20 protein-coding genes and 1 tRNA gene are annotated in these 21,137 nt (G+C 64.9%); 14 read left to right on the top strand and 7 right to left on the bottom strand.

Annotated elements, in window-relative coordinates:
• Nucleotides 1-56 precede the first annotated feature (56 nt).
• The 10 genes from fabD (at nt 57) to F816_RS0100950 (ending at nt 8,805) form a co-directional block, all read left to right on the top strand.
• Nucleotides 57-1,001, top strand: a complete 945-nt coding sequence (gene fabD / locus F816_RS0100995; RefSeq protein ID WP_081622644.1) for an ACP S-malonyltransferase — start codon at nt 57-59, stop codon at nt 999-1,001.
• A 44-nt stretch (nt 1,002-1,045) separates the two neighbouring features.
• Nucleotides 1,046-1,783, top strand: coding sequence for a 3-oxoacyl-ACP reductase FabG (gene fabG, locus F816_RS0100990; RefSeq protein WP_019593153.1), 738 nt, complete (start codon nt 1,046-1,048; stop codon nt 1,781-1,783).
• A 133-nt stretch (nt 1,784-1,916) separates the two neighbouring features.
• On the top strand, nt 1,917-2,156 hold the full coding sequence (acpP, locus tag F816_RS0100985; protein ID WP_018145676.1) for an acyl carrier protein: 240 nt from the start codon (nt 1,917-1,919) through the stop codon (nt 2,154-2,156).
• Between the two features lie 129 nt (nt 2,157-2,285).
• On the top strand, nt 2,286-3,506 hold the full coding sequence (gene fabF / locus F816_RS0100980) for a beta-ketoacyl-ACP synthase II (RefSeq protein WP_018937578.1): 1,221 nt from the start codon (nt 2,286-2,288) through the stop codon (nt 3,504-3,506).
• A 15-nt stretch (nt 3,507-3,521) separates the two neighbouring features.
• Entirely contained in the window at nt 3,522-4,871 is a 1,350-nt protein-coding gene (locus F816_RS0100975; RefSeq protein WP_019593152.1) for an aminodeoxychorismate synthase component I, read from the top strand.
• Nucleotides 4,868-5,680 carry an aminotransferase class IV gene (locus tag F816_RS0100970; RefSeq protein WP_019593151.1) on the top strand — a complete coding sequence of 271 codons (813 nt, stop codon included), beginning with the start codon at nt 4,868-4,870 and terminating at the stop codon, nt 5,678-5,680. The genes F816_RS0100975 and F816_RS0100970 overlap by 4 nt, the downstream gene beginning before the upstream one ends.
• The gene (gene mltG, locus F816_RS0100965) at nt 5,667-6,701 is read left to right on the top strand and encodes an endolytic transglycosylase MltG (protein ID WP_019593150.1); all 1,035 of its coding nucleotides are present in this window, start codon (nt 5,667-5,669) and stop codon (nt 6,699-6,701) included. The genes F816_RS0100970 and mltG overlap by 14 nt, the downstream gene beginning before the upstream one ends.
• A 17-nt stretch (nt 6,702-6,718) precedes the next feature.
• A complete protein-coding gene (tmk, locus tag F816_RS0100960; protein ID WP_019593149.1) occupies nt 6,719-7,372 on the top strand; it encodes a dTMP kinase in 654 nt (217 codons plus the stop codon).
• A 7-nt stretch (nt 7,373-7,379) separates the two neighbouring features.
• Nucleotides 7,380-8,369: a DNA polymerase III subunit gene (locus F816_RS0100955; RefSeq protein ID WP_026333074.1), complete on the top strand. Its 990-nt coding sequence runs from the start codon at nt 7,380-7,382 to the stop codon at nt 8,367-8,369.
• A 97-nt stretch (nt 8,370-8,466) separates the two neighbouring features.
• A complete protein-coding gene (locus F816_RS0100950) occupies nt 8,467-8,805 on the top strand; it encodes a PilZ domain-containing protein (RefSeq protein ID WP_017941553.1) in 339 nt (112 codons plus the stop codon).
• Between the two features lie 95 nt (nt 8,806-8,900).
• Here F816_RS0100950 and F816_RS0100945 read toward each other — a convergent pair whose 3' ends face one another.
• Nucleotides 8,901-10,034 (bottom strand): aminotransferase class V-fold PLP-dependent enzyme, encoded by a 1,134-nt coding sequence (locus F816_RS0100945; protein WP_019593147.1) that lies wholly within the window; start codon nt 10,032-10,034, stop codon nt 8,901-8,903.
• A 658-nt stretch (nt 10,035-10,692) separates the two neighbouring features.
• Between F816_RS0100945 and F816_RS0100940 the strand changes: the two genes are divergently transcribed.
• Complete coding sequence (locus F816_RS0100940) at nt 10,693-12,063, top strand: KamA family radical SAM protein (RefSeq protein ID WP_019593146.1); 1,371 nt, start codon at nt 10,693-10,695, stop codon at nt 12,061-12,063.
• A 38-nt stretch (nt 12,064-12,101) separates the two neighbouring features.
• Nucleotides 12,102-13,460 carry an adenosylmethionine--8-amino-7-oxononanoate transaminase gene (locus F816_RS0100935; RefSeq protein ID WP_019593145.1) on the top strand — a complete coding sequence of 453 codons (1,359 nt, stop codon included), beginning with the start codon at nt 12,102-12,104 and terminating at the stop codon, nt 13,458-13,460.
• Between the two features lie 230 nt (nt 13,461-13,690).
• Here F816_RS0100935 and F816_RS0100930 read toward each other — a convergent pair whose 3' ends face one another.
• The 5 genes from F816_RS0100930 to uvrB form a co-directional block, all read right to left on the bottom strand.
• Nucleotides 13,691-14,443 carry an S-methyl-5'-thioinosine phosphorylase gene (locus F816_RS0100930; RefSeq protein WP_018937586.1) on the bottom strand — a complete coding sequence of 251 codons (753 nt, stop codon included), beginning with the start codon at nt 14,441-14,443 and terminating at the stop codon, nt 13,691-13,693.
• Between the two features lie 22 nt (nt 14,444-14,465).
• Nucleotides 14,466-15,017 carry a hypoxanthine-guanine phosphoribosyltransferase gene (locus tag F816_RS0100925; protein ID WP_019593144.1) on the bottom strand — a complete coding sequence of 184 codons (552 nt, stop codon included), beginning with the start codon at nt 15,015-15,017 and terminating at the stop codon, nt 14,466-14,468.
• Between the two features lie 140 nt (nt 15,018-15,157).
• On the bottom strand, nt 15,158-15,526 hold the full coding sequence (locus F816_RS0100920) for a DsrE family protein (RefSeq protein ID WP_018145688.1): 369 nt from the start codon (nt 15,524-15,526) through the stop codon (nt 15,158-15,160).
• Nucleotides 15,527-15,640: 114 nt separating this feature from the next.
• Nucleotides 15,641-16,684, bottom strand: a complete 1,044-nt coding sequence (gene nagZ / locus F816_RS0100915) for a beta-N-acetylhexosaminidase (protein WP_019593143.1) — start codon at nt 16,682-16,684, stop codon at nt 15,641-15,643.
• Nucleotides 16,685-16,726: 42 nt separating this feature from the next.
• The gene (gene uvrB / locus F816_RS0100910) at nt 16,727-18,757 is read right to left on the bottom strand and encodes an excinuclease ABC subunit UvrB (RefSeq protein WP_018145690.1); all 2,031 of its coding nucleotides are present in this window, start codon (nt 18,755-18,757) and stop codon (nt 16,727-16,729) included.
• 84 nt (nt 18,758-18,841) lie between these two features.
• Here uvrB and F816_RS0100905 point away from each other — a divergent pair, with 84 nt between their 5' ends.
• Nucleotides 18,842-20,032 carry a pyridoxal phosphate-dependent aminotransferase gene (locus F816_RS0100905; RefSeq protein ID WP_019593142.1) on the top strand — a complete coding sequence of 397 codons (1,191 nt, stop codon included), beginning with the start codon at nt 18,842-18,844 and terminating at the stop codon, nt 20,030-20,032.
• A gap of 83 nt (nt 20,033-20,115) precedes the next feature.
• Nucleotides 20,116-20,191 (top strand) — tRNA-Asn (locus F816_RS0100900).
• Nucleotides 20,192-20,256: 65 nt separating this feature from the next.
• Here the strand turns inward: F816_RS0100900 and F816_RS0100895 are convergent.
• Nucleotides 20,257-21,126: a cytochrome c gene (locus F816_RS0100895; protein ID WP_019593141.1), complete on the bottom strand. Its 870-nt coding sequence runs from the start codon at nt 21,124-21,126 to the stop codon at nt 20,257-20,259.
• Nucleotides 21,127-21,137 lie beyond the last annotated feature (11 nt).

Genomic DNA, 21,137 nt, shown 5'->3' with positions numbered 1-21,137 from the left:
GGGGTGTACGTGACCGCCTACACTACGCGCGCTTTCACGCGCGAGATCTGTAACGAATGACAACTTCTTGGGCCGCCGTATTTCCGGGGCAAGGGTCCCAGTCCACCGGCATGCTGGCCGATCTGGGCGATGACCACGCCATTGTCCGCGACACCTTTCAGGAAGCGTCGGATTGCCTCGACGCGGATCTCTGGAGCCTTTGTCAGCATGGCCCGGTGGAACAACTCAACCAGACCGAGTGGACACAACCGGTGATGCTGGCTGCCGGGGTCGCCACTTGGCGCCTCCTGACCGAACAAACGGACGCCCGCCCGCAGGCCGTCGCGGGCCACAGCCTGGGCGAGTACAGCGCCCTGGTTGCCGCCGGCGTCCTGCGCTTCCCGGATGCAGTACGCCTGGTCGCCGAGCGCGCCCGGGCCATGCAGGCTGCGGTGCCGGAAGGTGAAGGCGCGATGGCGGCCATCCTTGGGCTCGACGATGCCGCGGTACACGCCCTTTGCCTCGAGCATGCCCAAGGCGAGATCCTGGAGGCGGTCAATCTGAACGCGCCGGGGCAGGTCGTGATTGCGGGTAATGCCACTGCAGTGGATCGGGCCGTAAGCGGCGCCAAGGATGCTGGTGCGAAGCGCGCCCTGAAGCTGCCGGTCTCGGTCCCGTCGCATTGCGCACTGATGCGCCCGGCCGCGGAACGCCTGCAGGCGGCCCTGGACGGCACCAGCTTCCAGTCCCCCACCATCCCGGTCTGGCAGAATGTGACTGCCGCGCCGACCGATGCCGCCGCGGCCATCAAGGAAAATCTGGCCGCGCAGCTGTATCGGCCGGTGCGCTGGGTCGAGACCATTCGCGGGTTGCGCGAACAGGGGGTGGCGGTTCAGGTTGAATGCGGGCCAGGACGCGTCCTGACCGGTCTTGCCAAACGCATCGACCGCGAACTGGAGCTGTTCGATGTTGCCGACCGCGATACCCTGAACGTCACGCTCGAACGTCTGGCCGCGGGCTGATCGACCGACTGCGACTTTCTCTCACTTGAAGTAAAGGCTTAACCATGTCCGACAGCAAACGTGTAGCCCTTGTAACCGGTGCAAGCCGCGGAATTGGCGCGGCCATTGCCCGCCGTCTGGCGGAGCAGGGCCTGCAGGTGGTGGGTACCGCGACCAGTGAGTCCGGCGCCGAACGAATCACCGAAACCCTGAAGCAATGGGGCGGGCGCGGCATTGCGATGGACGTGACCGACGCGGACTCCGTCGCAGCCGGCCTGCAGGCGATCCAGGAACAGGAAGGGCCGATCGAGGTGCTGGTCAACAATGCCGGTATTACTCGCGACAACCTGTTCATGCGCATGAAGGACGCGGAATGGGACGCGGTCCTCGACACGAACTTGTCCGCTGCCGTGCGCCTGACACAGCGCCTGCTGAAAGGCATGATGAAACTGCGCCGCGGCCGCATTATCCTGGTTGGTTCCGTCGTGGGTTCCACCGGCAACGCCGGGCAGACCAACTACGCCGCTGCAAAAGCCGGCCTTGCGGGATTTGCCCGTTCCCTGGCGCGCGAGGTTGGCAGCCGCAGTATTACCGTGAACACGGTCGCACCGGGTTTCATCGATACCGACATGACCCGCGAACTGGGCGATGACACCAAACAGGCCCTGCTCGGACAGATTCCGCTGGGGCGCCTGGGGGCGCCGGAAGAAATCGCCGCAGCCGTCGGTTTCCTGGCCTCCGAGGAGGCCGGATACATCACCGGCGAGACCCTGCATGTGAACGGCGGGATGTTCATGCACTGATCTGATCACGACGGGTCGGCCGCAGGCCGCCCGTACGGCCCGCTGCGCGGATCGCTAGATCGCGGCGGGGCTTTTCTCTAGAATGGCGGACCTTTCAACGAAGCCGCCTCACACTGAAGGGGATTTCTGAACCATGAGTAGCATTGAAGAACGCGTCAAGAAAATCGTTGTCGAGCAGCTGGGTGTCAAGGAAGAGGACGTGACCAACGCGGCCGGCTTCGTCGACGACCTGGGTGCGGATTCGCTGGACACGGTGGAACTCGTCATGGCGCTCGAAGAGGAATTCGAAACCGAAATCCCGGACGAGCAGGCGGAAAAGATCACCACCGTGCAGCAGGCGATCGATTACATCAACGAGCACATGAAGGACTGATTCGACGCCTCCGGGCGCCGATCAGGACGACGCGAACGGGCCTTCCTGCGCGCAGGGCGGCCCTTCGTCGTTGCGCTGAGCGCGTAATTTCAGTCTTTCGAGGAGAACACATTGGCTAAGCGACGTGTCGTGATAACCGGACTGGGGATCGTCTCCCCGGTCGGATCCACTATCGACAAGGCCTGGAGCAACATCAAGGCCGGCAAGAGCGGCATTTCCCCCATCGATGTCTTCGATGCATCGGACATGCCGGTGAAGATCTCCGGCGCGGTCCGGGACTTCGAGGCCAATGACTACGTCCCGCCGAAAGACCAGAAGAAGATGGACACCTTCGTCCTTTACGGGATCGCGGCGGGGCTTCAGGCCCTGGATGACTCCGGTTTGGAAGTCACCGAGGAGAACGCCGAGCGGATCGGGGTAGCCATTGGCTCCGGGATCGGCGGGCTGCCTTATATCGAACGCTCCTACGGCGCGTACCTGAAGGGCGGGGCGCGCAAGATCTCCCCGTTCTTCGTGCCCAGTGCGATCATCAACATGGTGGCCGGGAACCTGTCGATCATGCGCAACCTGCAGGGCCCGAACATCTCCATCGTCTCGGCCTGCGCCACCGGTACCCACAACATCGGTGACGCCGCTCGCATGATCGCCTATGGGGACGCCGATGCCATGGTCGCCGGTGGGGCCGAGATGGCCACCACGCCACTGGGCATTGGCGGCTTCGCCGCCGCCCGCGCGCTGTCCACTCGCAATGACGACCCCGAACGTGCCTCGCGTCCCTGGGACAAGGACCGCGATGGCTTTGTGCTGAGCGATGGCGCCGGCGTAATGATGCTCGAAGAGTACGAGCACGCGAAGGCCCGCGGGGCCCACATCTACTGCGAAGTGGCCGGCTTCGCCTGGAATGCGGATGCGCACCACATGACGCAGCCGATCCAGGATGGTTCCGGTGCCGCCAAGTGCATGCATCGTGCCTTGAAAGATGCCGGTGTGAATCCGGAAGAGGTTGGGTACATCAATGCTCACGGGACCTCGACCCCCGCGGGTGACCTGGCGGAGACCCAGGGTCTGAAGAAGGCCTTCGGCGATCACGCCTACAAGCTCATGGTCAACTCCACCAAGTCGATGACTGGCCACCTGCTGGGTGCCGCGGGTGGGATCGAGGGCGTGTTCACCGCCCTGGCGCTGCGCGATCAGGTGTCACCGCCGACCATCAACCTGGAAAACCCGAGCGAAGGGTGCGACCTGAACTACGTGGCCAACGAGGCCCGTGAAATGAAGACCAAGGTCGGCCTGTCGAACTCCTTCGGTTTCGGGGGCACCAACGGCACCCTAGTGTTCCGCAGCATCTGACGCTGCGGCGCCGCCATGGCGGTCCATGAACTGGACGCCGGGGTCGACTTTGCGGCCCTGGCGCGGCGATTCCCAGAGCGCTATCCCCACCTGCTGGAGTCGGCCCTGATCGGGCAGGCTCCGGCTCGGTTTTCCATCCTGTTCGCCTTCCCCGGCCGCACGTTGTCCAGTGCGGCCGGAGAGGACGTGCTGGGCGTGCTGGATCAGGATCTCTCGAGCACACCACCACTCGATCCCGAAGACGCCGCATATGCCCATCTCCCGTTCCTCGGGGGATGGTTCCTGTACGCCGGGTACGAACTGGCCTGGCGCATGGAGCCGGCCCTGGGTGATTGCCGATCTGACCCCTGGCTGCCAGATGCCCTGGTGACCTATTTCCCGGCGGCCCTGATCCACGATCACCACGAGGGAACCACCTGGTTCGTCGACGAGGCGGGCGATTGCGCGCGTTTGGAGCGGGTGGAGTCGGACTGCGCGACGGTCCGGGGCCAGCCGAGTCCCGCATCCGAGCCGTTGCCCGCCTTGGCCCTTCAGGAGGAGGACCCCCAGCGCTATCGCGACGCAGTGATGAAGGGCCTCGACTACATCCGGGCCGGCGACACCTTTCAGGTCAATCTGTCCCGCGAATGGCGTGCCACCGCCACGCAGCCGATGGATCCGGCGGGGCTGTACACGCGCCTGCGCGAGGCCAATGCCGCGCCGTTTGCCGCGTGGCTGCAACTCCCAGGGGCTCACGTGATCAGTTCCTCCCCAGAGCGGCTGGTGTCGGTGGAAGACGCCATGGTCGAGACCCGGCCGATTGCGGGGACACGTCGCCGCGATCCGGATGCGGAAGAAGACCGGCGTCTTTTCAGTGAGTTGACGTTCAACATCAAGGAACGCGCCGAGCATGTCATGCTCGTGGATCTTGAACGCAATGACGTCGGGCGCGTGGCCGAGATCGGTAGCGTGCGCGTGGCGGAGCTGATGACCATCGAGAGCTATCGCCGGGTGCATCACATCGTCTCCAGCATTGTCGGGCGCCTGCGCCCGGGCACCACCACGGCCGACATCCTGCGCGCGGTCTTTCCCGGCGGCACCATTACCGGCTGCCCGAAGATCCGCAGCATGCAGATCATCCAGGAACTGGAACAACAGGCCCCGCGTGGGGCCTATACCGGAGGCTGCGGGTACGTCAGCCGCCACGGCCGCATGGATACCAATATCCTGATCCGCACCCTCGTCGTTCGGGGGAACGAACTGCGCTTTCGGGCGGGAGCCGGCATCGTCGCGGACTCCGATCCCGAGCGCGAGCTGGAGGAGACCCGGCACAAGGCACACGGCCTGCTGGAGGCGCTGCAGGGGGCGGGGGAGAAGAACCCATGATCCTGGTGAACGGCGAGCGCGAGGGGCGGGTATCGCCATTGGATCGCGGGCTGCTCCTGGGCGACGGCCTGTTCGAGACGCTACGGGTGCGACAGGGCCGACCGCAGCTATGGCCCTACCACTGGGCCCGCCTGACGCGCGGGCTGGAGCACCTCGGGTTTCCGCAACTCCGCGAGACCGAGGTGCTGGACGAGATTGCCCGAGTGGCGACCCTGCCAGCCTGCATGGTGCGCCTGACGGTGAGCCGGGGTGAGGGGCCACGGGGCTACGCGCCTCCCGCGGCACCGGCACTGACTCGGATCGTCAGTGCCGGTCCGGCGCTGGACGACACCGCCCCCACTGAACGCGAACCCCTGAGCCTGGGTTGGGCCGCAGTGCCGATCGGCGTAAACCCGGCGCTCGCGGGTCTCAAACACACCAGTCGCCTGGAACACGTGATGGCCCGGCGCAGCTGGCAACCGGGCTGGGACGAGGCAATCCTTCATGATGCGCTGGGGCGCGTGGTCAGCGCCACGCAGGGGAATCTCTGGCTGCGCGAAGGGCGTACCTTGTTGACCCCGCCGGTGGATCAGTCCGGGATCGCCGGTACGCGACGCGCCTGGGTCCTTGAGCATGCCGATCGGTTCGGGTTCGAGGTGATCGAGGCGTACCCGGAGCCCGCGCGTATCGAGGGCGTCGATGCGCTCTATGTCAGCAACGCGCGTATCGGGATGACCCCGGCCGTGCTGTCCGAAGGGGACAAGCGGGGGTCTGCGTGGCAGGATGATCCGCTGTATCCAATGGGAATCGCATTGCATGAAGCGGATTAGCCTCGCTGTCCTGGCCCTCCTGGTCGTTCTGGCCCTGGGCGCCGCCTGGTGGCTGAGCGAACACTACCAGGCGCAGCTGGATACGCCGATGGCGCTGGACGCCTCGGAACGCTTTGAGTTGGAACCGGGGCAGGGGCTGCGTTCGGTGAGCAGGACCTTTGCTGAACGCGGCTGGGTGGATTCTGCCTGGGTACTCGAGGCCTATGGACGGCGTCAGGGCATTGCACCGCGTCTCCAGGCGGGGGAATACGCCGTGACGCCGGGCATGACCCCGCGCGAACTGATCCATGCGATGGCCCGCGGCGAGGTGGTGCAACATCGCCTCACGTTCCCGGAGGGCTGGACCATCCGCCAGGCGCTGGCCGCCCTGCGCGAGCACCCGGAACTCATCGGGCCCGCCGAATCGGTCGGGGTCGACAACCTCCTGGAGGCACTGGGGCTCGAGGACCTGGGACACCCGGAGGGATGGTTCCTGCCGGACACCTATTTCTTCGGGTCCGGAACCGAGGCCCTTACGGTGCTGCAACGCGCCCACCAGGCGATGCGCCTGCACCTGGGCCGCGCCTGGGAGGATCGAATCGAGGACCACCCGGTGAATTCTCCCTATGAGCTGCTGATCCTTGCCTCCATCATCGAACGCGAGACCGGGCGCGGGGACGAGCGTGACCGGGTAGCCGGGGTGTTCGTGAACCGGCTCAAGCGCGGCATGCGCCTGCAGACCGATCCCACCCTGCTGTACGCGCAGGAACCCGGCGTACAACGCCTGACGCGCGCCGAACTGGACCGCGATCATCCCTACAACACCTATACCCGTGCCGGGCTCCCGCCAACGCCCATCGCCCTGCCGGGGCGCGCGGCCTTGCAGGCGGCTGCACGTCCGGCCGCAACCAATGACCTGTTCTTCGTCTCGCGCGGCGACGGCAGTCATCATTTCTCCGAGACCTATCGTGAACATCGCGAGGCCGTGATCCGCTACCAGCTGGGCGGGGATGGCAGCCGCTACGGCATACGCAACCGGTAACTGGAGACGCCCTGCACATGGAACGCTCGCCCCATCCCGGCCGTTTCCTGGTCCTCGAAGGCATCGAGGGCTCGGGCAAGACCACCCAGATCGAGCGCCTGGATACCGCGCTGCGCGCTGCCGGACACCCGGTGCGCAACACCCGGGAGCCGGGCGGGACCGCCCTCGGCGAACGCCTGCGCGGCCTGCTGCTGGACCCCGATCTGCCGGGCATGTGTGCCGAGTCCGAGCTGCTGCTGATGTTCGCCGCGCGGGCCCAGCACCTGCACGAGGTGATTCGGCCGGCTCTGCAGGCCGGCGATTGGGTGCTTAGCGACCGCTTTACCGATGCCTCGTTTGCCTACCAGGGGGCCGGGCGGGGACTCGGTTCCCAGCGGGTCGCGCAGCTGGAGGACTGGCTGCAGGGCGATCTCCGCCCGGATCTGGTAATCCTGCTGGACATCGACCCAGAGACCGGGCTCGATCGCGCCGTCCAGCGTGGCCGGCGAGACCGCATCGAACGCGAGGCGCTGGACTTCTTCGAGCGCGCACGCCAGGCGTATCGGGAACGCGCCGAGCGAGCGCCCGCGCGCTATCTGGTCGTGGATGCATCCGCGGACCCGGACACGGTAGCCGGACGCATCCTCGCGGGCGTTCGCGAGCGCCTGCCGTTGCACGCGCTGGAGGGTTAAGATGGCCATGGCTGCGCCAGTCACCGACGATACGCTGCCGCCCTGGCTGCAAAAGCCGTGGGAGGCGCTGGCTCGGCGCGGGCGCGAAGGCCGCCTGCCCAGCGGTCTGCTGGTTCATGGCGCTCCGGGCGTTGGCAAGGCGCTGCTGACGCGGGCGCTGGTCCAGGCCCTGCTGTGCCAGCGCGCGACTGCCACCGAGCCGCCATGCGGCGAATGCAACGCCTGTCGCAGCTTCCTTGGTGGTGTACACCCCGAGGTGATGACGCTGGAGCCGGAGGAGGCGGGCAAGGAGATCCTGATCGCGGCGGCCCGCGAGGCGATCGAGTTTCTCTCGCTGTCCGGTTCGGGCGGGCTGCGCAGCGTGATCATCCGCCCGGCCGATGCCCTGAACACGAATGCGGCGAATGCGCTTCTGAAGACCCTGGAGGAACCCCCGCCCAGGGCCATGCTGATTCTCGAGGCGGCGCAGCCGGCGCGCCTGCCAGCGACCATCCGCAGCCGCTGCCAGATGGTCGAGATCGCCACGCCAGGGCCGGCCGAGGCAACGGACTGGCTGCGTGGGGCCGCCGATGACCCTGCGGCAGTGGACGAGGCCTATGCCGCCAGTCTCGGGCGTCCGCTGGCCGCCCGCGAGATCCTGACCGACCCCGACCGTATGGCGCGCTGGGAACAGGACCGCGAGGCCCTGACCCTGCTACTGCGTCGCCCCGGGGTGACACCGATGGCCAGTGCCATGCAACGCAGCCTGCCGGAATCCCTGATCCCGCGAATCCAGGCCCTGCTGGTTGCGGCCCAGCGCCTGCTCGTCAACGGCGAGCCGGATGCGTTTGGCCGGCAGTTCCCGCGCGATCGACTCGAGGACTTCGCGCGCCGCATGGGCCCGCGGCGGCTGGCCGAACTGTCGACTCAAGCGCTCGGCTGGCAACGCCAGGCCTCGCGCCAGCTCAACCCGCAGCTGCGCATGGAAGACATCGCATTGAGCTTCCTCGAGCAGTAAGGCGTCACTTGCCACGAGTACAGTCGGGGTGGCGCGGTATCGGTGCGATGGGCGATACTGCCAGACCCAGTACGATTTCAGGTCACACGGAGGGTCTATGGCCGGGCAGGGCATGCTCACCTTGGCAATCAAGGAAAAACCCGCGCTGTATGCGGCATACATGCCGTTCGTGACCAATGGCGGTCTATTCATCCCGACCGACAAGGCCTACAAGCTCGGAGATCAGGTCTTTCTGCTGTTGTCACTGCTGGAGGATTCGGATCGCCTTCCGACCCCCTGCACGGTGGTCTGGATTACGCCGCCGCGCGCCCAGGGCAACCGGCTGCGGGGCATCGGCGTGCAGTTCAACAAGTCGGACAAGGGTGTGACCCACCGCCGCATCGAGGAACACCTGGGCGGCATGCTGAACTCCGACCGCAAGACGCATACCTTCTAGACGTCTGAAAATGCTGTCTTGACCGACACCTCGTCGGGACCATGCATCGCGCACGAACACCCGCTTGCTACCCCTTCGCGACGAGCCCGGAACCGTCAGCGCACGTTCGCGGCACCGGTCTCGCGGATGGCCTCGCCCAGCGTTTCCAGCGCCTGGTCAATCTGCGCCCGCGTCAGGTAGAAGTGGGGCGCAAAGCGGATCCCGCCGCCTCGCATGGCACACAGGATGCCGCGCCCCTGAAGCCTCGCGTATAGCGCTTCCAGGTCATCCACCGGCGGTCGGAACGTCAGGATGCCGGCACGCCGGCCGCGCGGTGTCAGGATTTGGCAGCCATGCGCACGCAGCCCGTCTTCCAGGTGCAGCCAGTGCTCGCGGATCTCGTGGTCGATGCTGTCCAGCCCGATCTCCAGCAGAAGGGAGAGACTGGCGTGCAGGGCGTGAATCCCGAGCATGTTCGGGCTGCCCGGTTCAAAACGCCGTGCACTCGTGGCGGGCTCGATCCCCGGGTTCGAGAAATCGCCGGCATGCGCCAGCATATTCCAGCCATATTCCTGCAGCGTCAGCCGTTCGCGGATCTCCGGATTTACGTAGAACACCCCGATTCCTTCCGGCGCCAGCATCCACTTGTGGGCATCGGCCATCACAAAGTCCGCATGGCAGCCGGGCGCGTCAAAGGGCAGGGCGCCCAGGTGCTGGATCGCATCGACACAAAACAGGATGCGCCGCGAGCGCAGTTCCGCGCCCAGCGCCTGGATGTCGACTCGCAGCCCGGAGTCATAGCGCACAGCACTGGTGGCCAGCAGACGGGTCCGCGCATCACAGGCGGCCAGCAACTCGCGCTCCGGTTCCTCGCCAATGGCGACCTCGCGCGCCTGGATGCCGAAGCGCTCCGCGGCGGCCAGCCAGACGACACGATTGGACGGGAACTCGTGCGCCGGGAACACCACATTGTCGCCCGGCTGCCAGTCCAGGCCGAAGGCCACCATCGACAGCGCCTCGGACGTGTTCTTCACGAAGGCAATGTCCTCTGCGGACGGCGCCCCGATCAGCGCCCGTGCGAGTTCCCGCGTCGCGTCGATCTGCTGCAGCCACTGCAGGTAGTCACGCGAGCCATGGGCCACATTCTCCCGAGCGAAGCGGCAGACGGCCTCCTCGGTGCGCCGGGGCCAGGGCCCCACGGCGGCATGATTGAGATGGATGATCCCTTCCTGTGGAAACTCCGGGTGCATGCGATCCTCCTTGGCCGGAGCCAAAGGGTAACTCAGTCAGGCGGGCCTTAGAACACCCGGAAAGAGGCAGATGAAGTGGTCCGCCTGCGCACCCGGCGCATCAGCCATCCCCGGGGAATGGTTGTGAAAATGTCGGCAAGTTGTTAATTTGCCGGCTTCTGAAGGTCCCGCTACCCCGCCCATCGACAGCGGCACGGGTCAGCGTCTTACTCGCTGCTCTTGCGGACGCCGTTCGTGTGCGAATGGTCATCCCGTATTCCTAGGGAAACACTGATCAAGGAACGCGTTCGCGTTGGTACCCCAGGTTTTCCGAGACAAGGCGCGTCGTGCAACAGGTAGTGGTTCTACCTGTAAGCGGCGCAACGCAGGATCGGGGAACCTGGGGTGCCAACCCCGCACGTTATTGAAAGGAGGGGCTCGGCCGCCCGTTGTTGACGAAAACGGGCGCGCGCACAGCGTTGCGGCTCCCTTGTGCAGAATGACTGCACGGCAGTCACCGCGCCTTTTCGCACGCAAAAGCGACTCGCGCGCGAACGCGTTCATTGATCAGTGTTTCCCTAGAGCTTGAGCGCCCCGAACGTCCCGGGATACACGCGCATCCTCGCCCAGCGCTGCGGCGAGGCACTCCAATTTCAGTTTGTCGGCACAGGAGTCGCGGATGAATTCCGTTGTCCAGTTCTATCGTGATCCCCAGCTTGGTGCGGTCGAGCCGCGCGAGTTCCGCGTCTTTAATGAACGCTCGATCGAACGCATCCCGGCCCTGGCCAGCCTGCCCGAGTCCATACGCTTCGAGATGCAGGTAGTTGCCAGCGTGCTTCCGTTCCGGGTCAACGACTACGTGATCGAGGAGCTGATCGACTGGAGCCGGGTTCCCGACGACCCAATCTTCCAGCTGACCTTTCCGCAACGGGACATGCTGGCCCCCGAGGCCTTCGAACGTATGGCCGTTCTGCATCGCCATGGGGCAGGGCGGGCCGAGATCCAGGCCCTCGCGCGCGAGCTGCGCGAGGAGCTCAACCCGCATCCAGCCGGGCAGATGGAGCTCAACCGCCCGAGCGAGGAAGCGGGCGAGGTCATCAACGGCCTCCAGCACAAGTATCGCGAAACCGTGCTGTTCTTCCCCGGCCAGGGCCAGACCTGCCACAGTTATTGCACCTTCTGCTTCCGCTGGGCCCAGTTCGTCGGTGACAAGGAGCTGCGCATCGCCAGCACCGATGCCGCGTTGCTGCACGACTACCTGCGCGGCCATCCGGAGATCAGCGACCTTTTGATGACGGGTGGCGACCCGATGGTAATGAAAACCAAGCATCTGAAGGCCTATCTTGAGGCTTTGCTGGAGCCGGAGCTGGCCCACATACAGACCGTACGGATCGGCACCAAGGCCCTGACATTCTGGCCTTACCGATTCGTGACCGACTCGGATGCGGACGAACTGCTGTGTCTACTGCAACGGTTGGTGGAGGCGGGCAAGCACGTGGCCCTGATGGCGCACTACAACCATCCGAACGAACTGCGCACCCCGATCGCCCACGAAGCCATCCGCCGTGTGCGCGACACCGGCGCCGAGATTCGCGCCCAGGGGCCGCTGCTCCGGCACATCAACGACGACGCCGAGGCTTGGGCCAATCTCTGGCGCGAACAGGTGCGCCTCGGGATTATCCCGTATTACATGTTCGTAGAGCGTGACACCGGGGCGCGACGCTACTTCGAGGTACCGCTGGCCCGCGCCTGGGAGATCTACCGCGAGGCCATGAAGCAGGTCTCGGGGCTCGGACGCACCGCCCGCGGACCCTCAATGAGCGCCGAGCCCGGCAAGGTGGAGATCCAGGGCGTTGCCGAGGTCCAGGGCGAGAAGGTCTTCGTCCTGCGTTTCATCCAGGCGCGCAATCCCGACTGGGTCCAGCGGCCGTTCTTTGCGCGCTACGACGAACACGCCACCTGGCTCGATCAGCTGGAACCCGCCTTTGGCGAAGACCGCTTCTTCTTCGAGAACGAGCTGGCCACGATGAGGGCCGAATCCGCTCATTGAACCCGCCTTTGTTGGTCGGGTTTGGCACAATGCGCCCTATGGATAACAACACCCTCAAGCACCGCGACCTGCGCGCCCTCTGGCATCCCTGCACCCAGATGAAGGACTACGGCGAGGAGGGGACCCTCCCGCTGCTTCCGATCCAGCGCGGAGAGGGCGTCTGGCTCTACGATTTCGATGGCAACCGCTATCTGGACGCCATCAGTTCGTGGTGGGTCAACCTGTTCGGTCACGCCAACCCCCGCATCGGCAATGCGGTGAAGGAGCAGCTCGATCAGCTGGAGCACGTCATCCTCGCGGGCTGCACCCACGAGCCGGTGGTCGAACTCTGCGAACGCCTGATCAACATCACTCCCGAAGGTCTGGATCGCGTGTTCCTGGCGGACAACGGCAGCGCCGGGGTCGAGGTTGCCCTGAAGATGAGCTTTCATTACTGGCGCAACGTGGGGCGCCCGCAAAAGACTCGGTTCATCCGCCTGTCGAACAGCTACCACGGCGAGACCCTGGGGGCGCTGTCGGTCAGCGACGTCCCACTGTACAGCGCCACTTACGAACCGTTGATGCTGGACGTGATCACCGTCCCGGCGCCTGACTGCTTTGAACGCGAGGCCGGCGAGAGCTGCGCCGACGTGGCCCGGCGGCAATTCGTGCACATGGAACAGGCCCTGGCGGAACACGCCGATGAAACTGCCGCCGTCATCATCGAGCCGTTGGTGCAGTGTGCCGGCCACATGCGCATGTATGACCCGGAATACCTGCGGCTGCTGCGCGCCGCCTGCGACCGCCACGGGGTCCACCTGATCGCCGACGAGATCGCGGTGGGCTTCGGCCGAACGGGCACGTTGTTCGCCTGCGAACAGGGCCCGATCACGCCCGATTTCCTGTGCCTGTCCAAAGGACTGACGGGCGGCTATCTGCCAATGGCCGCGGTGCTCACCACGGATACCGTCTACCAGGCGTTCTACGACGATTACGAAAAGCTCAACATGTTCCTGCATTCGCATTCCTATACCGGGAATCCGCTGGCATGCAGGGCCGCCCTCGCCACACTGGATATCTTCGAGGCCGATCCAGTTATCGAGAGAAACCGGGAGCTTGCACTTCATATCGAGAAACGACTCGAGCCATTGAAAGAACACCCGAACGTGGCCGACGTGCGCCAGCACGGCATGATCGCGGCGGTGGAGCTGGTGCAGGACAAGACCCGGCGCACGCCTTATCCATGGCAGGAGCGCCGCGGCCTGCATATCTACCGCCACGGCCTGACCCGCGGTGCGTTGCTGCGGCCGCTGGGTAATGTGAGTTACCTGATGCCGCCATACGTGATCAGCGAGGAGCAGATCGATTTCCTGGTCGAGGTGATGACTGAAGGCATCGAGAAAGCCGTGCGTGCCTGAGGCAAATGACGAGCCGGGGCACGGCGTAGGCCCAGGCGTTGCCGATCATTAAGCCCATTGACCGCCCGACCACACCTCATCCAAAACGACGCATAATACATATTATGTTAAATTCTGGATAAGGGACTGTGTTGGTCGTCTGCGTGAGTCCAGTCCATGGACAATGCGCGTGCGGTCGTCCGGCCCGGGTTCTCTCCCCGGCCGGTCCCCGGATTGTTAACGCCGTGGCGTCAGGAAAGACTGCTGATGACGTGCGTGAGGATCTGTTTCACCCGCGCCATGCCGACATCGAGATTCGCGGCGATGTCGTCCATCGTGATCTCGCCTTCGGCGCGTCCGGCCGCCCAGTTGGCGATTACGGCACAGCAGGCGTAGTTCAGACCCAGTTCACGCGCCAGTGCCGCCTCGGGCATGCCGGTCATGCCCACCAGATCGCAGCCGTCGCGTTCCAGGCGATCAATCTCCGCGGCCGTCTCCAGGCGCGGTCCCTGCGTGGCCCCGTAGGTCCCGTGCTCCACGGCCTCGATACCCAGGTCGTCAATCGCGCGGATCAGTGTCTGGCGGACGCTGTCGCTATAGGGCCAGGTCATGTCGATGTGGGTGACCTCTTCCAGGTCATTCCCCTCGAAGAAGGTATTCGCCCGTGACCAGGTGTAATCGATGATCTGATCGGGGATCGCGACCATACCAGGCTTCATCTCTTCGCCAATCCCGCCGACTGCAGCCACGGCCACAACGTTGTCGATCCCGGCATTCTTCAGCGCCCAGATATTGGCGCGGTAGTTCACCTCGTGCGGCGGGATCGTATGCCGGGCCCCGTGTCGTGGCAGAAACACGATCTCGGTGTCGTTTAGGCGGCCGAACACCAGCGGCCCCGAGGGTTCGCCATACGGCGTGTGCATTACCTGACGCCGGGTGATCTCCAGATCCTTCAGCCGGGTCAGGCCGGTGCCGCCGATGACGGCGATACGGGGTGTGGACATGAGCGCCTCGGGCGTCAGTGGTTTAGTGGTCGGCCACGGCGAAGATGCCGGGCGCATTGCGCAGATAGTCCTGATAATCCATACCGTACCCGAACAGGTAGCGGTTCGGGGCCTCCAGGGCGGCGTAGTCGACGGTGATCGCCGGGTCCCGTTCCGGGTTGTGCTTGTCCACCAGGACGATGGAGATCACCTGCGCCGCGCCCTGCTCCTCGCAGAACGTCTTGATTCCCTCCAGGGTGATCCCGCCGTCGAGGATGTCATCCACGATGACCACGGTTCGGTCCTTGAGCGACGCCTGCGGACGTGCCAACCAGTGCAGCTGTTCGCCGCCGCGGGTGCCGCCCCGATAGCGCGTGGCGTGCAGGTAATCCACCTGCATGGGAAACGACCAGCGGGTCAACAACCCGCCCATCAGCACCACACCCCCGTTCATCACGCCCATGACCAGCGGATTGCGGTCCTTCAGCGCGCTGGCCGTGCGTTCCGCCAAGCGGTCGATCGCCGTCTCGACGGCATCGCGGCTGAAGAGGCAGTCGGCGTCGCGCAGCGTGGCTCGGGCCTGTTCCGGGCTCATGGCATATCCTGAGGGTGTCGATGCGGGGAAATCATGTCCGAGCGCCGAACATTCGGCAAGGTTGGCCTCGCCTGTTCGGACCCCGGAAACGCAACCGGCCGGCACAAGGGCCGGCCGGTTCCTAACGAACGTTGGTGACCTTAGTAGGTAAAGGTGACCGTGTCGTCGTCCATCGCTTCGGAGATGACGTAGGCGCCGCCCACGGTTTCTTCGATCTCCGGAATCAGGTCGTTGCCCCACAGATCCAGCGTCGGGGTGCAGACCTTCATTACGACGCCGGCTTCGTGGGCGTCCTTCATGAAGTCGTAGACGCTCTTGCTGGAGCCTTCCTGCACGAACAGGTTCTCGGCAACGCCCTTCTTGGCGAGCTCGCCAGCACGGCCGGTCATCACGATTTCAACGTCGTACTCCATGGCGGCAGCCACGGTGGCCTGGAAGAACGGGGCACCCAGTTCGGAAGCGTTGCTCGGGTCGGTGTTGACCATGACGATCATGAGCTTATCGGCCATTTTGGATCTCCAACTTCAGTGGTGAATGTGAATATTACTAGCTGCTCAACTGCAAACCGGTGGCGCATTATAGGCGGCTCGGCACGCGGGTGCCAATGCGCCCTTTTCATGGGGTTATGCAGTGGCGATCTGGCTAGCTTGAGTCCAGTGCGTCAACTGCGCGCGCAGTGCGACGAGACGCTGTGGATCAGGCTCCACTGGGCGCGCCCGCAAGCGTTCCAGTCGACGCCGCGAATCAGGTGACAACGGCTGATCCGCCTGGGCGGCAAGGATGATGTCGGCTTGTTCCGGCTGGTTGCAAATCAGCACCATGTCGCAGCCGGCCGCACGTGCGGCCGCAGCGCGCTCGGCGGACCCGCCAATGCCCTCCGCCCCAGCCATGGCAAGGTCGTCGCTGAGGATCGCCCCGCGATAGCGCAGTTCGCGGCGCAGGATGTCCTGCAGCCAGACGCGCGAGAAGCCCGCGGGATGTTCATCCACCTGTGGGTATACGACGTGTGCCGGCATGATGGCCTCGAGGTCCCCAAGCACCGGGCGAAACGCCTCCAGGTCCTGATTCTCGATCTCGGAGAGTGGACGGTCGTCGACCGGCAAGGCGACATGTGAATCCGCGGCAACAGCCCCGTGACCCGGGAAATGCTTGCCCACGGCCGCCATGCCGGCCGCGGACAGGCCCCGGATCAACTCGCCGGCCAGGCGCGCGATCACGTCCGGGTCATAATGGAAGGCACGATCGCCGATGATCTCGCTGATGTCGAGGTCGCGATCCAGCACCGGGGTAAAGCTGAAGTCGATGTCCACCGATCGTAGCTCACGCCCGAGAAGTTCGCCGGTCGCATGCGCGAGCTCGCACGCCTTGTTGCGGTCGTAATCGTGGACGTGGCCAAGCTGACGCATCGGCGGGATGGCGGTGAAGCCGTCGCGTAGCCGTTGTACCCGCCCGCCCTCCTGGTCCACCGCAATCAGGATGCCGGGGCGCTCGGCGCGAATGGCGGCGACCAGCGCGCTCACCTGCTCCGCAGCGCCGACATTGCGGGCGAACAGGATGACGCCGCCGGTGGCAGGATGACGCAGGCGTTCACGGTCTTTGGGAGTCAGTTCGGTACCGGCGACGTCGAGCATCACCGGACCCAGGGGCAAGGAGTCGTTCTTGAACATCACTCAGGGGCTCGATTCGGCGCTCCCGCGGGAGCCATCTTTTCAGGATAGCGAGGCTTCGGGGAGAAAGGCGAGTGCCTTGAGCTTCTCGATGCGGTTGCGAATGCGGGCGGCCTCCTCGAACTCGAGGTCGCGTGCCTTGGCAAACATCTCCTTTTCCAGGCGTTCGATCTCTTTGGCCGCGTTGTCCGGTGCGCCCACGTAATCGGCGCCCTCCTCCGCCACCTTGCGACCTCGTCGGCCGCCGGCGCCGGGCATCGCGTTGCGCGCCTCCAGGATATCCGCAACGTTCTTGCGAATGCCCATGGGCGTGATCCCGTGGGCCTCATTGTGCTCGATCTGCTTGGCCCGGCGGCGCTCGGTCTCGTCGATCGCGCGCCGCATGGATCCGGTCACCTTGTCGGCGTACAGGATCGCCTTGCCGTTGACGTTGCGCGCGGCGCGGCCGATGGTCTGGATCAGCGATCGGTCGGAGCGCAAGAAGCCCTCCTTGTCGGCATCCAGGATCGCCACCAGCGAGACCTCGGGCATGTCCAGGCCCTCGCGCAGGAGGTTGATCCCCACCAGTACATCGAACTCGCCCAGGCGCAGGTCGCGGATGATCTCCATGCGCTCGACGGTATCGATATCCGAGTGCAGGTAGCGCACGCGTACCCCGTGCTCGGACAGATAATCCGTCAGGTCCTCGGCCATGCGTTTGGTCAGCGTGGTGATCAGGACGCGCTCGTTGCATTCGACCCGGTCGCGAATCTCGGAGAGTGCATCGTCCACCTGGGTACCGGCCGGGCGGATCTCCAGGATCGGGTCGAGCAACCCAGTCGGGCGCACCACCTGGTCCACGATCGCGTCGGCATGTTCACGCTCATAGGGCCCCGGGGTGGCAGAGACGTAAATCGTCTGCGGCTGCAAGGCCTCGAACTCTTCGAAACGCAGCGGCCGGTTGTCCAGCGCCGATGGCAGGCGAAAGCCGTATTCCACCAGCGTCTCCTTGCGCGAACGGTCGCCCTTGTACATCCCGCCCACCTGCGGGACCGACACGTGCGACTCGTCGATCACCAACAGCGCATCCTTTGGCAGGTAGTCGAAAAAGGTCGGTGGCGGCTCGCCGGGGGCGCGGCCGGAGAGGTAGCGCGAGTAGTTCTCGATGCCGTTGCAGTAGCCGATCTCGAGGATCATCTCCAGATCGAACAGCGTGCGCTGCTCCAGACGCTGTGCTTCGACCAGCCGGTCTTCCTTGCGCAGAAAGTCCAGGCGCTCCTTCAGTTCGTCGCGGATGTGGTCCACCGCCCCCAACAGGGTTTCGCGCGGCGTCACGTAGTGGGTCTTCGGGTAGATCGTCAGGCGCGGGACGGTGCGCAGCTGTTCGCCGGTCAGGGGGTCGAAATACGACAGGCGTTCCACCTCGTCGTCGAACAGCTCGATGCGCACCGCCTCGATGTCGGATTCCGCCGGGTGGATGTCGATGACTTCGCCGCGGACCCGGTAGGTCGCACGGCGCAACTCCGCATCGTTGCGGGTGTACTGCAATTCCGCCAGGCGCCGCAGCAAGTCGCGTTGGTCAATGCGCTCGCCCCGCTCCAGGTGCAGCACCATGGAGAGATACTTGCGCGGATCACCCAGGCCGTAGATCGCGGAGACCGACGCCACAATGATCGCATCGCGCCGCTCCAGCAACGCACGGGTGGCTGACAGGCGCATCTGCTCAATGTGGTCGTTGATCGAGGCGTCCTTCTCGATATAGGTATCCGAGGACGGGACGTAGGCCTCCGGCTGATAGTAGTCATAGTAGGAAACGAAGTACTCGACCGTGTTGTTCGGGAAAAACTCCTTGAATTCCCCGTACAATTGGGCGGCCAGGGTCTTGTTTGGCGCCAGGATAATGGTGGGGCGCTGGATATTCTCGATCACATTGGCGATGGTGAACGTCTTGCCCGACCCGGTGACCCCAAGCAGGACCTGATGTGCCAGGCCCGCCTCGAGGCCTTCGGTCAATGCCGCGATCGCCGCGGGCTGGTCGCCAGCCGGCTGGTATTCGGACACCACCTGGAATTGTTCGCCTTCGCCTGGCTGCACCTTATCCTCCGCGCCTGATTTCAGTATCATTTCGCACCCGACCGCCCGCGCGGCCCTTCGCCCCGATCACACAGAGGCCCCACCTTGGAAATCGAGCTCTCCGACCGCGTCCAGCGCATCCAGCCCTCCCCCACTCTCGCCGTCAGCGCCCTGGCCGCCCAGCTGCGAGCCGAGGGCCGGGACATTGTCGGGCTGGGGGCGGGAGAACCAGATTTCGATACCCCCGAGCATATCAAGCAGGCCGCGGTCGACGCGCTTGCCCGCGGAGAAACCAAGTACACTCCGGTGGACGGAACGGTCAGTCTCAAGGCCGCCATCATTCGGAAATTCGATCGCGACAACGGCCTGACGTTCACCCCCGACCAGATCCTGGTGTCCTCCGGTGGCAAGCAGAGCATCTTCAACCTCTGCCAGGCCCTGCTGAACCCGGGCGACGAAGTGGTGATCCCCGCCCCCTACTGGGTCTCCTACCCGGATATTGCGCTGCTCGCCGGGGCCCGCCCGGTGGTCGTCAGCGCAGAGCAAGAAGCCGGCTTCCGCATCACCGGCGCACAGCTGGAAGCGGCGATCACTCCGAACACCCGCCTGGTGTTCCTGAACAGCCCGTCCAACCCCACGGGTGCCGCCTATTCGGCCGAGCAACTGACGGAACTGGCCGAGGTCCTGCGGCGCCATCCGCGCGTCGTCATCGCCACCGACGACATGTACGAGCACATCCTGTTCGGCTCCACGCCGTTCGTGAACATCGTCAACGTGGCCCCGGACCTGCTGGACCGTACTGTGGTCCTGAACGGCGTTTCCAAGGCCTACGCGATGACCGGCTGGCGTATCGGCTACGCCGGTGGACCCAAGAACCTGATCGCGGCGATGAAGAAGATCCAGTCGCAAAGCACCTCCAACCCGACTTCCATTGCCCAGGCCGGGGCCGAGGCCGCACTCGATGGCGATCAGGGCTGCGTGGTCGCCATGTGCTCCGCCTTTGCCGAGCGGGCACGTCGTGTGGTGGACGGCCTCAATGCCATCAACGGCATCGAGTGCCTGATGCCAGATGGTACGTTCTACTGCTTCCCGCGCGTCACCGGATTGATGCAGGCCGCAGACATCGATACCGATGTGGCCTTGACCAAGCAGCTGCTGGACGAGGTGGGGGTGGCCCTGGTGCCGGGCAGCGCCTTCGGCGCCCCTGGTCATGTCCGCGTCTCGTTTGCCACCAGCGTCGATCAGCTCGACAAGGCCCTGGAACGGCTGCGCCAGTTCGTGGCCAACCACAGTTAAGGCCGCGAACGGCGGTAAAACGCGAAGGGTGGCCAGATTTTCCTTGACGCCCCCGCCCCGCCCCATTAGGATTTGCGCCCAATTCCCCGGTAGCTCAGTCGGTAGAGCGGGTGACTGTTAATCACTAGGTCGGCGGTTCGAGCCCGTCCCGGGGAGCCAGATAAAGAAAAAGGGCCAGGTCGGCATGACCTGGCCCTTTTTTCATGATGCGTACGGCGTACCTATCACCCGGGATCGTGTTCAATGGGCTCCAGAGAACCGATATAGATCGCGATGGCGCGGCGATCGGCATCGGTCAGGTGGGCAGTACCGTGGTCGATCACGTCCGCCATACCGCCGCCGGCAAAATCACCGTCGCGGGTCAGGCCCATCTCCAGATAGCGCGCGATATGCCGCTCCCCCCAGCGTCCGATGCCGGTTTCGCGATCCGGCGTGATATTGGAGGCAACGTCCCCGTCGGGCAGTCGGGCGCCGGCCCCAATGCGCTTGAGGTCCAGACCACCGGTCCGCGTGCGCGGAGTATGGCATTCCATGCAGTGTCCAAGGGCGTTGGCGAGGTAGGCCCCACGGTTCCATTCGTCCGACTGGTCGGGGTCAGCCTTGAAGGTGCCTGGTTCGAAATGCAGCCACTTCCAGCCCATCAGGGATGACCGGAATTGGGCATACCAGACCAGGTCATGCGGCGTGTTTTCTCGAGCGACGGGCTCCACCTCGGATTGCAGAAAGGCCCACAGGGCTTCCACGTCACGCGGCTGCATCTGGGTGTAGGACGTATACGGAAAGGCCGGATAGTAGTGGCGCCCGTCCGGATTGCGACCCTCCAGCAGGGCGCGCTTGAAGTCCTCCTCCGACCACCCCCCGATACCGTGTTCCGCATCAGGCGTAATGTTCGGTCCGTAAAACGCACCAAACGGGCTCTCGATCGGACGCCCGCCGGCCAGGAATTCTCCCTCTTCCGCTGTATGGCAGGTCACGCAACCGCCAGCGCGCAAGACATACTCACCGTATGCAATCTGTTCGTCCGGGCCGACGGATGGATCGTGCTCGCCGATCCGCACCTCGGCCTGTACCGAGGCCGTCGAGCCGAGAAACAACAGGGCTGACA

Source organism: Thioalkalivibrio sp. ALM2T (assembly GCF_000381505.1).
GTDB lineage: Bacteria > Pseudomonadota > Gammaproteobacteria > Ectothiorhodospirales > Ectothiorhodospiraceae > Thioalkalivibrio > Thioalkalivibrio versutus.
The sequence above is the reverse complement of the archived record's forward strand: the minus strand, read 5'-3'. Positions and strand labels throughout refer to the sequence as shown.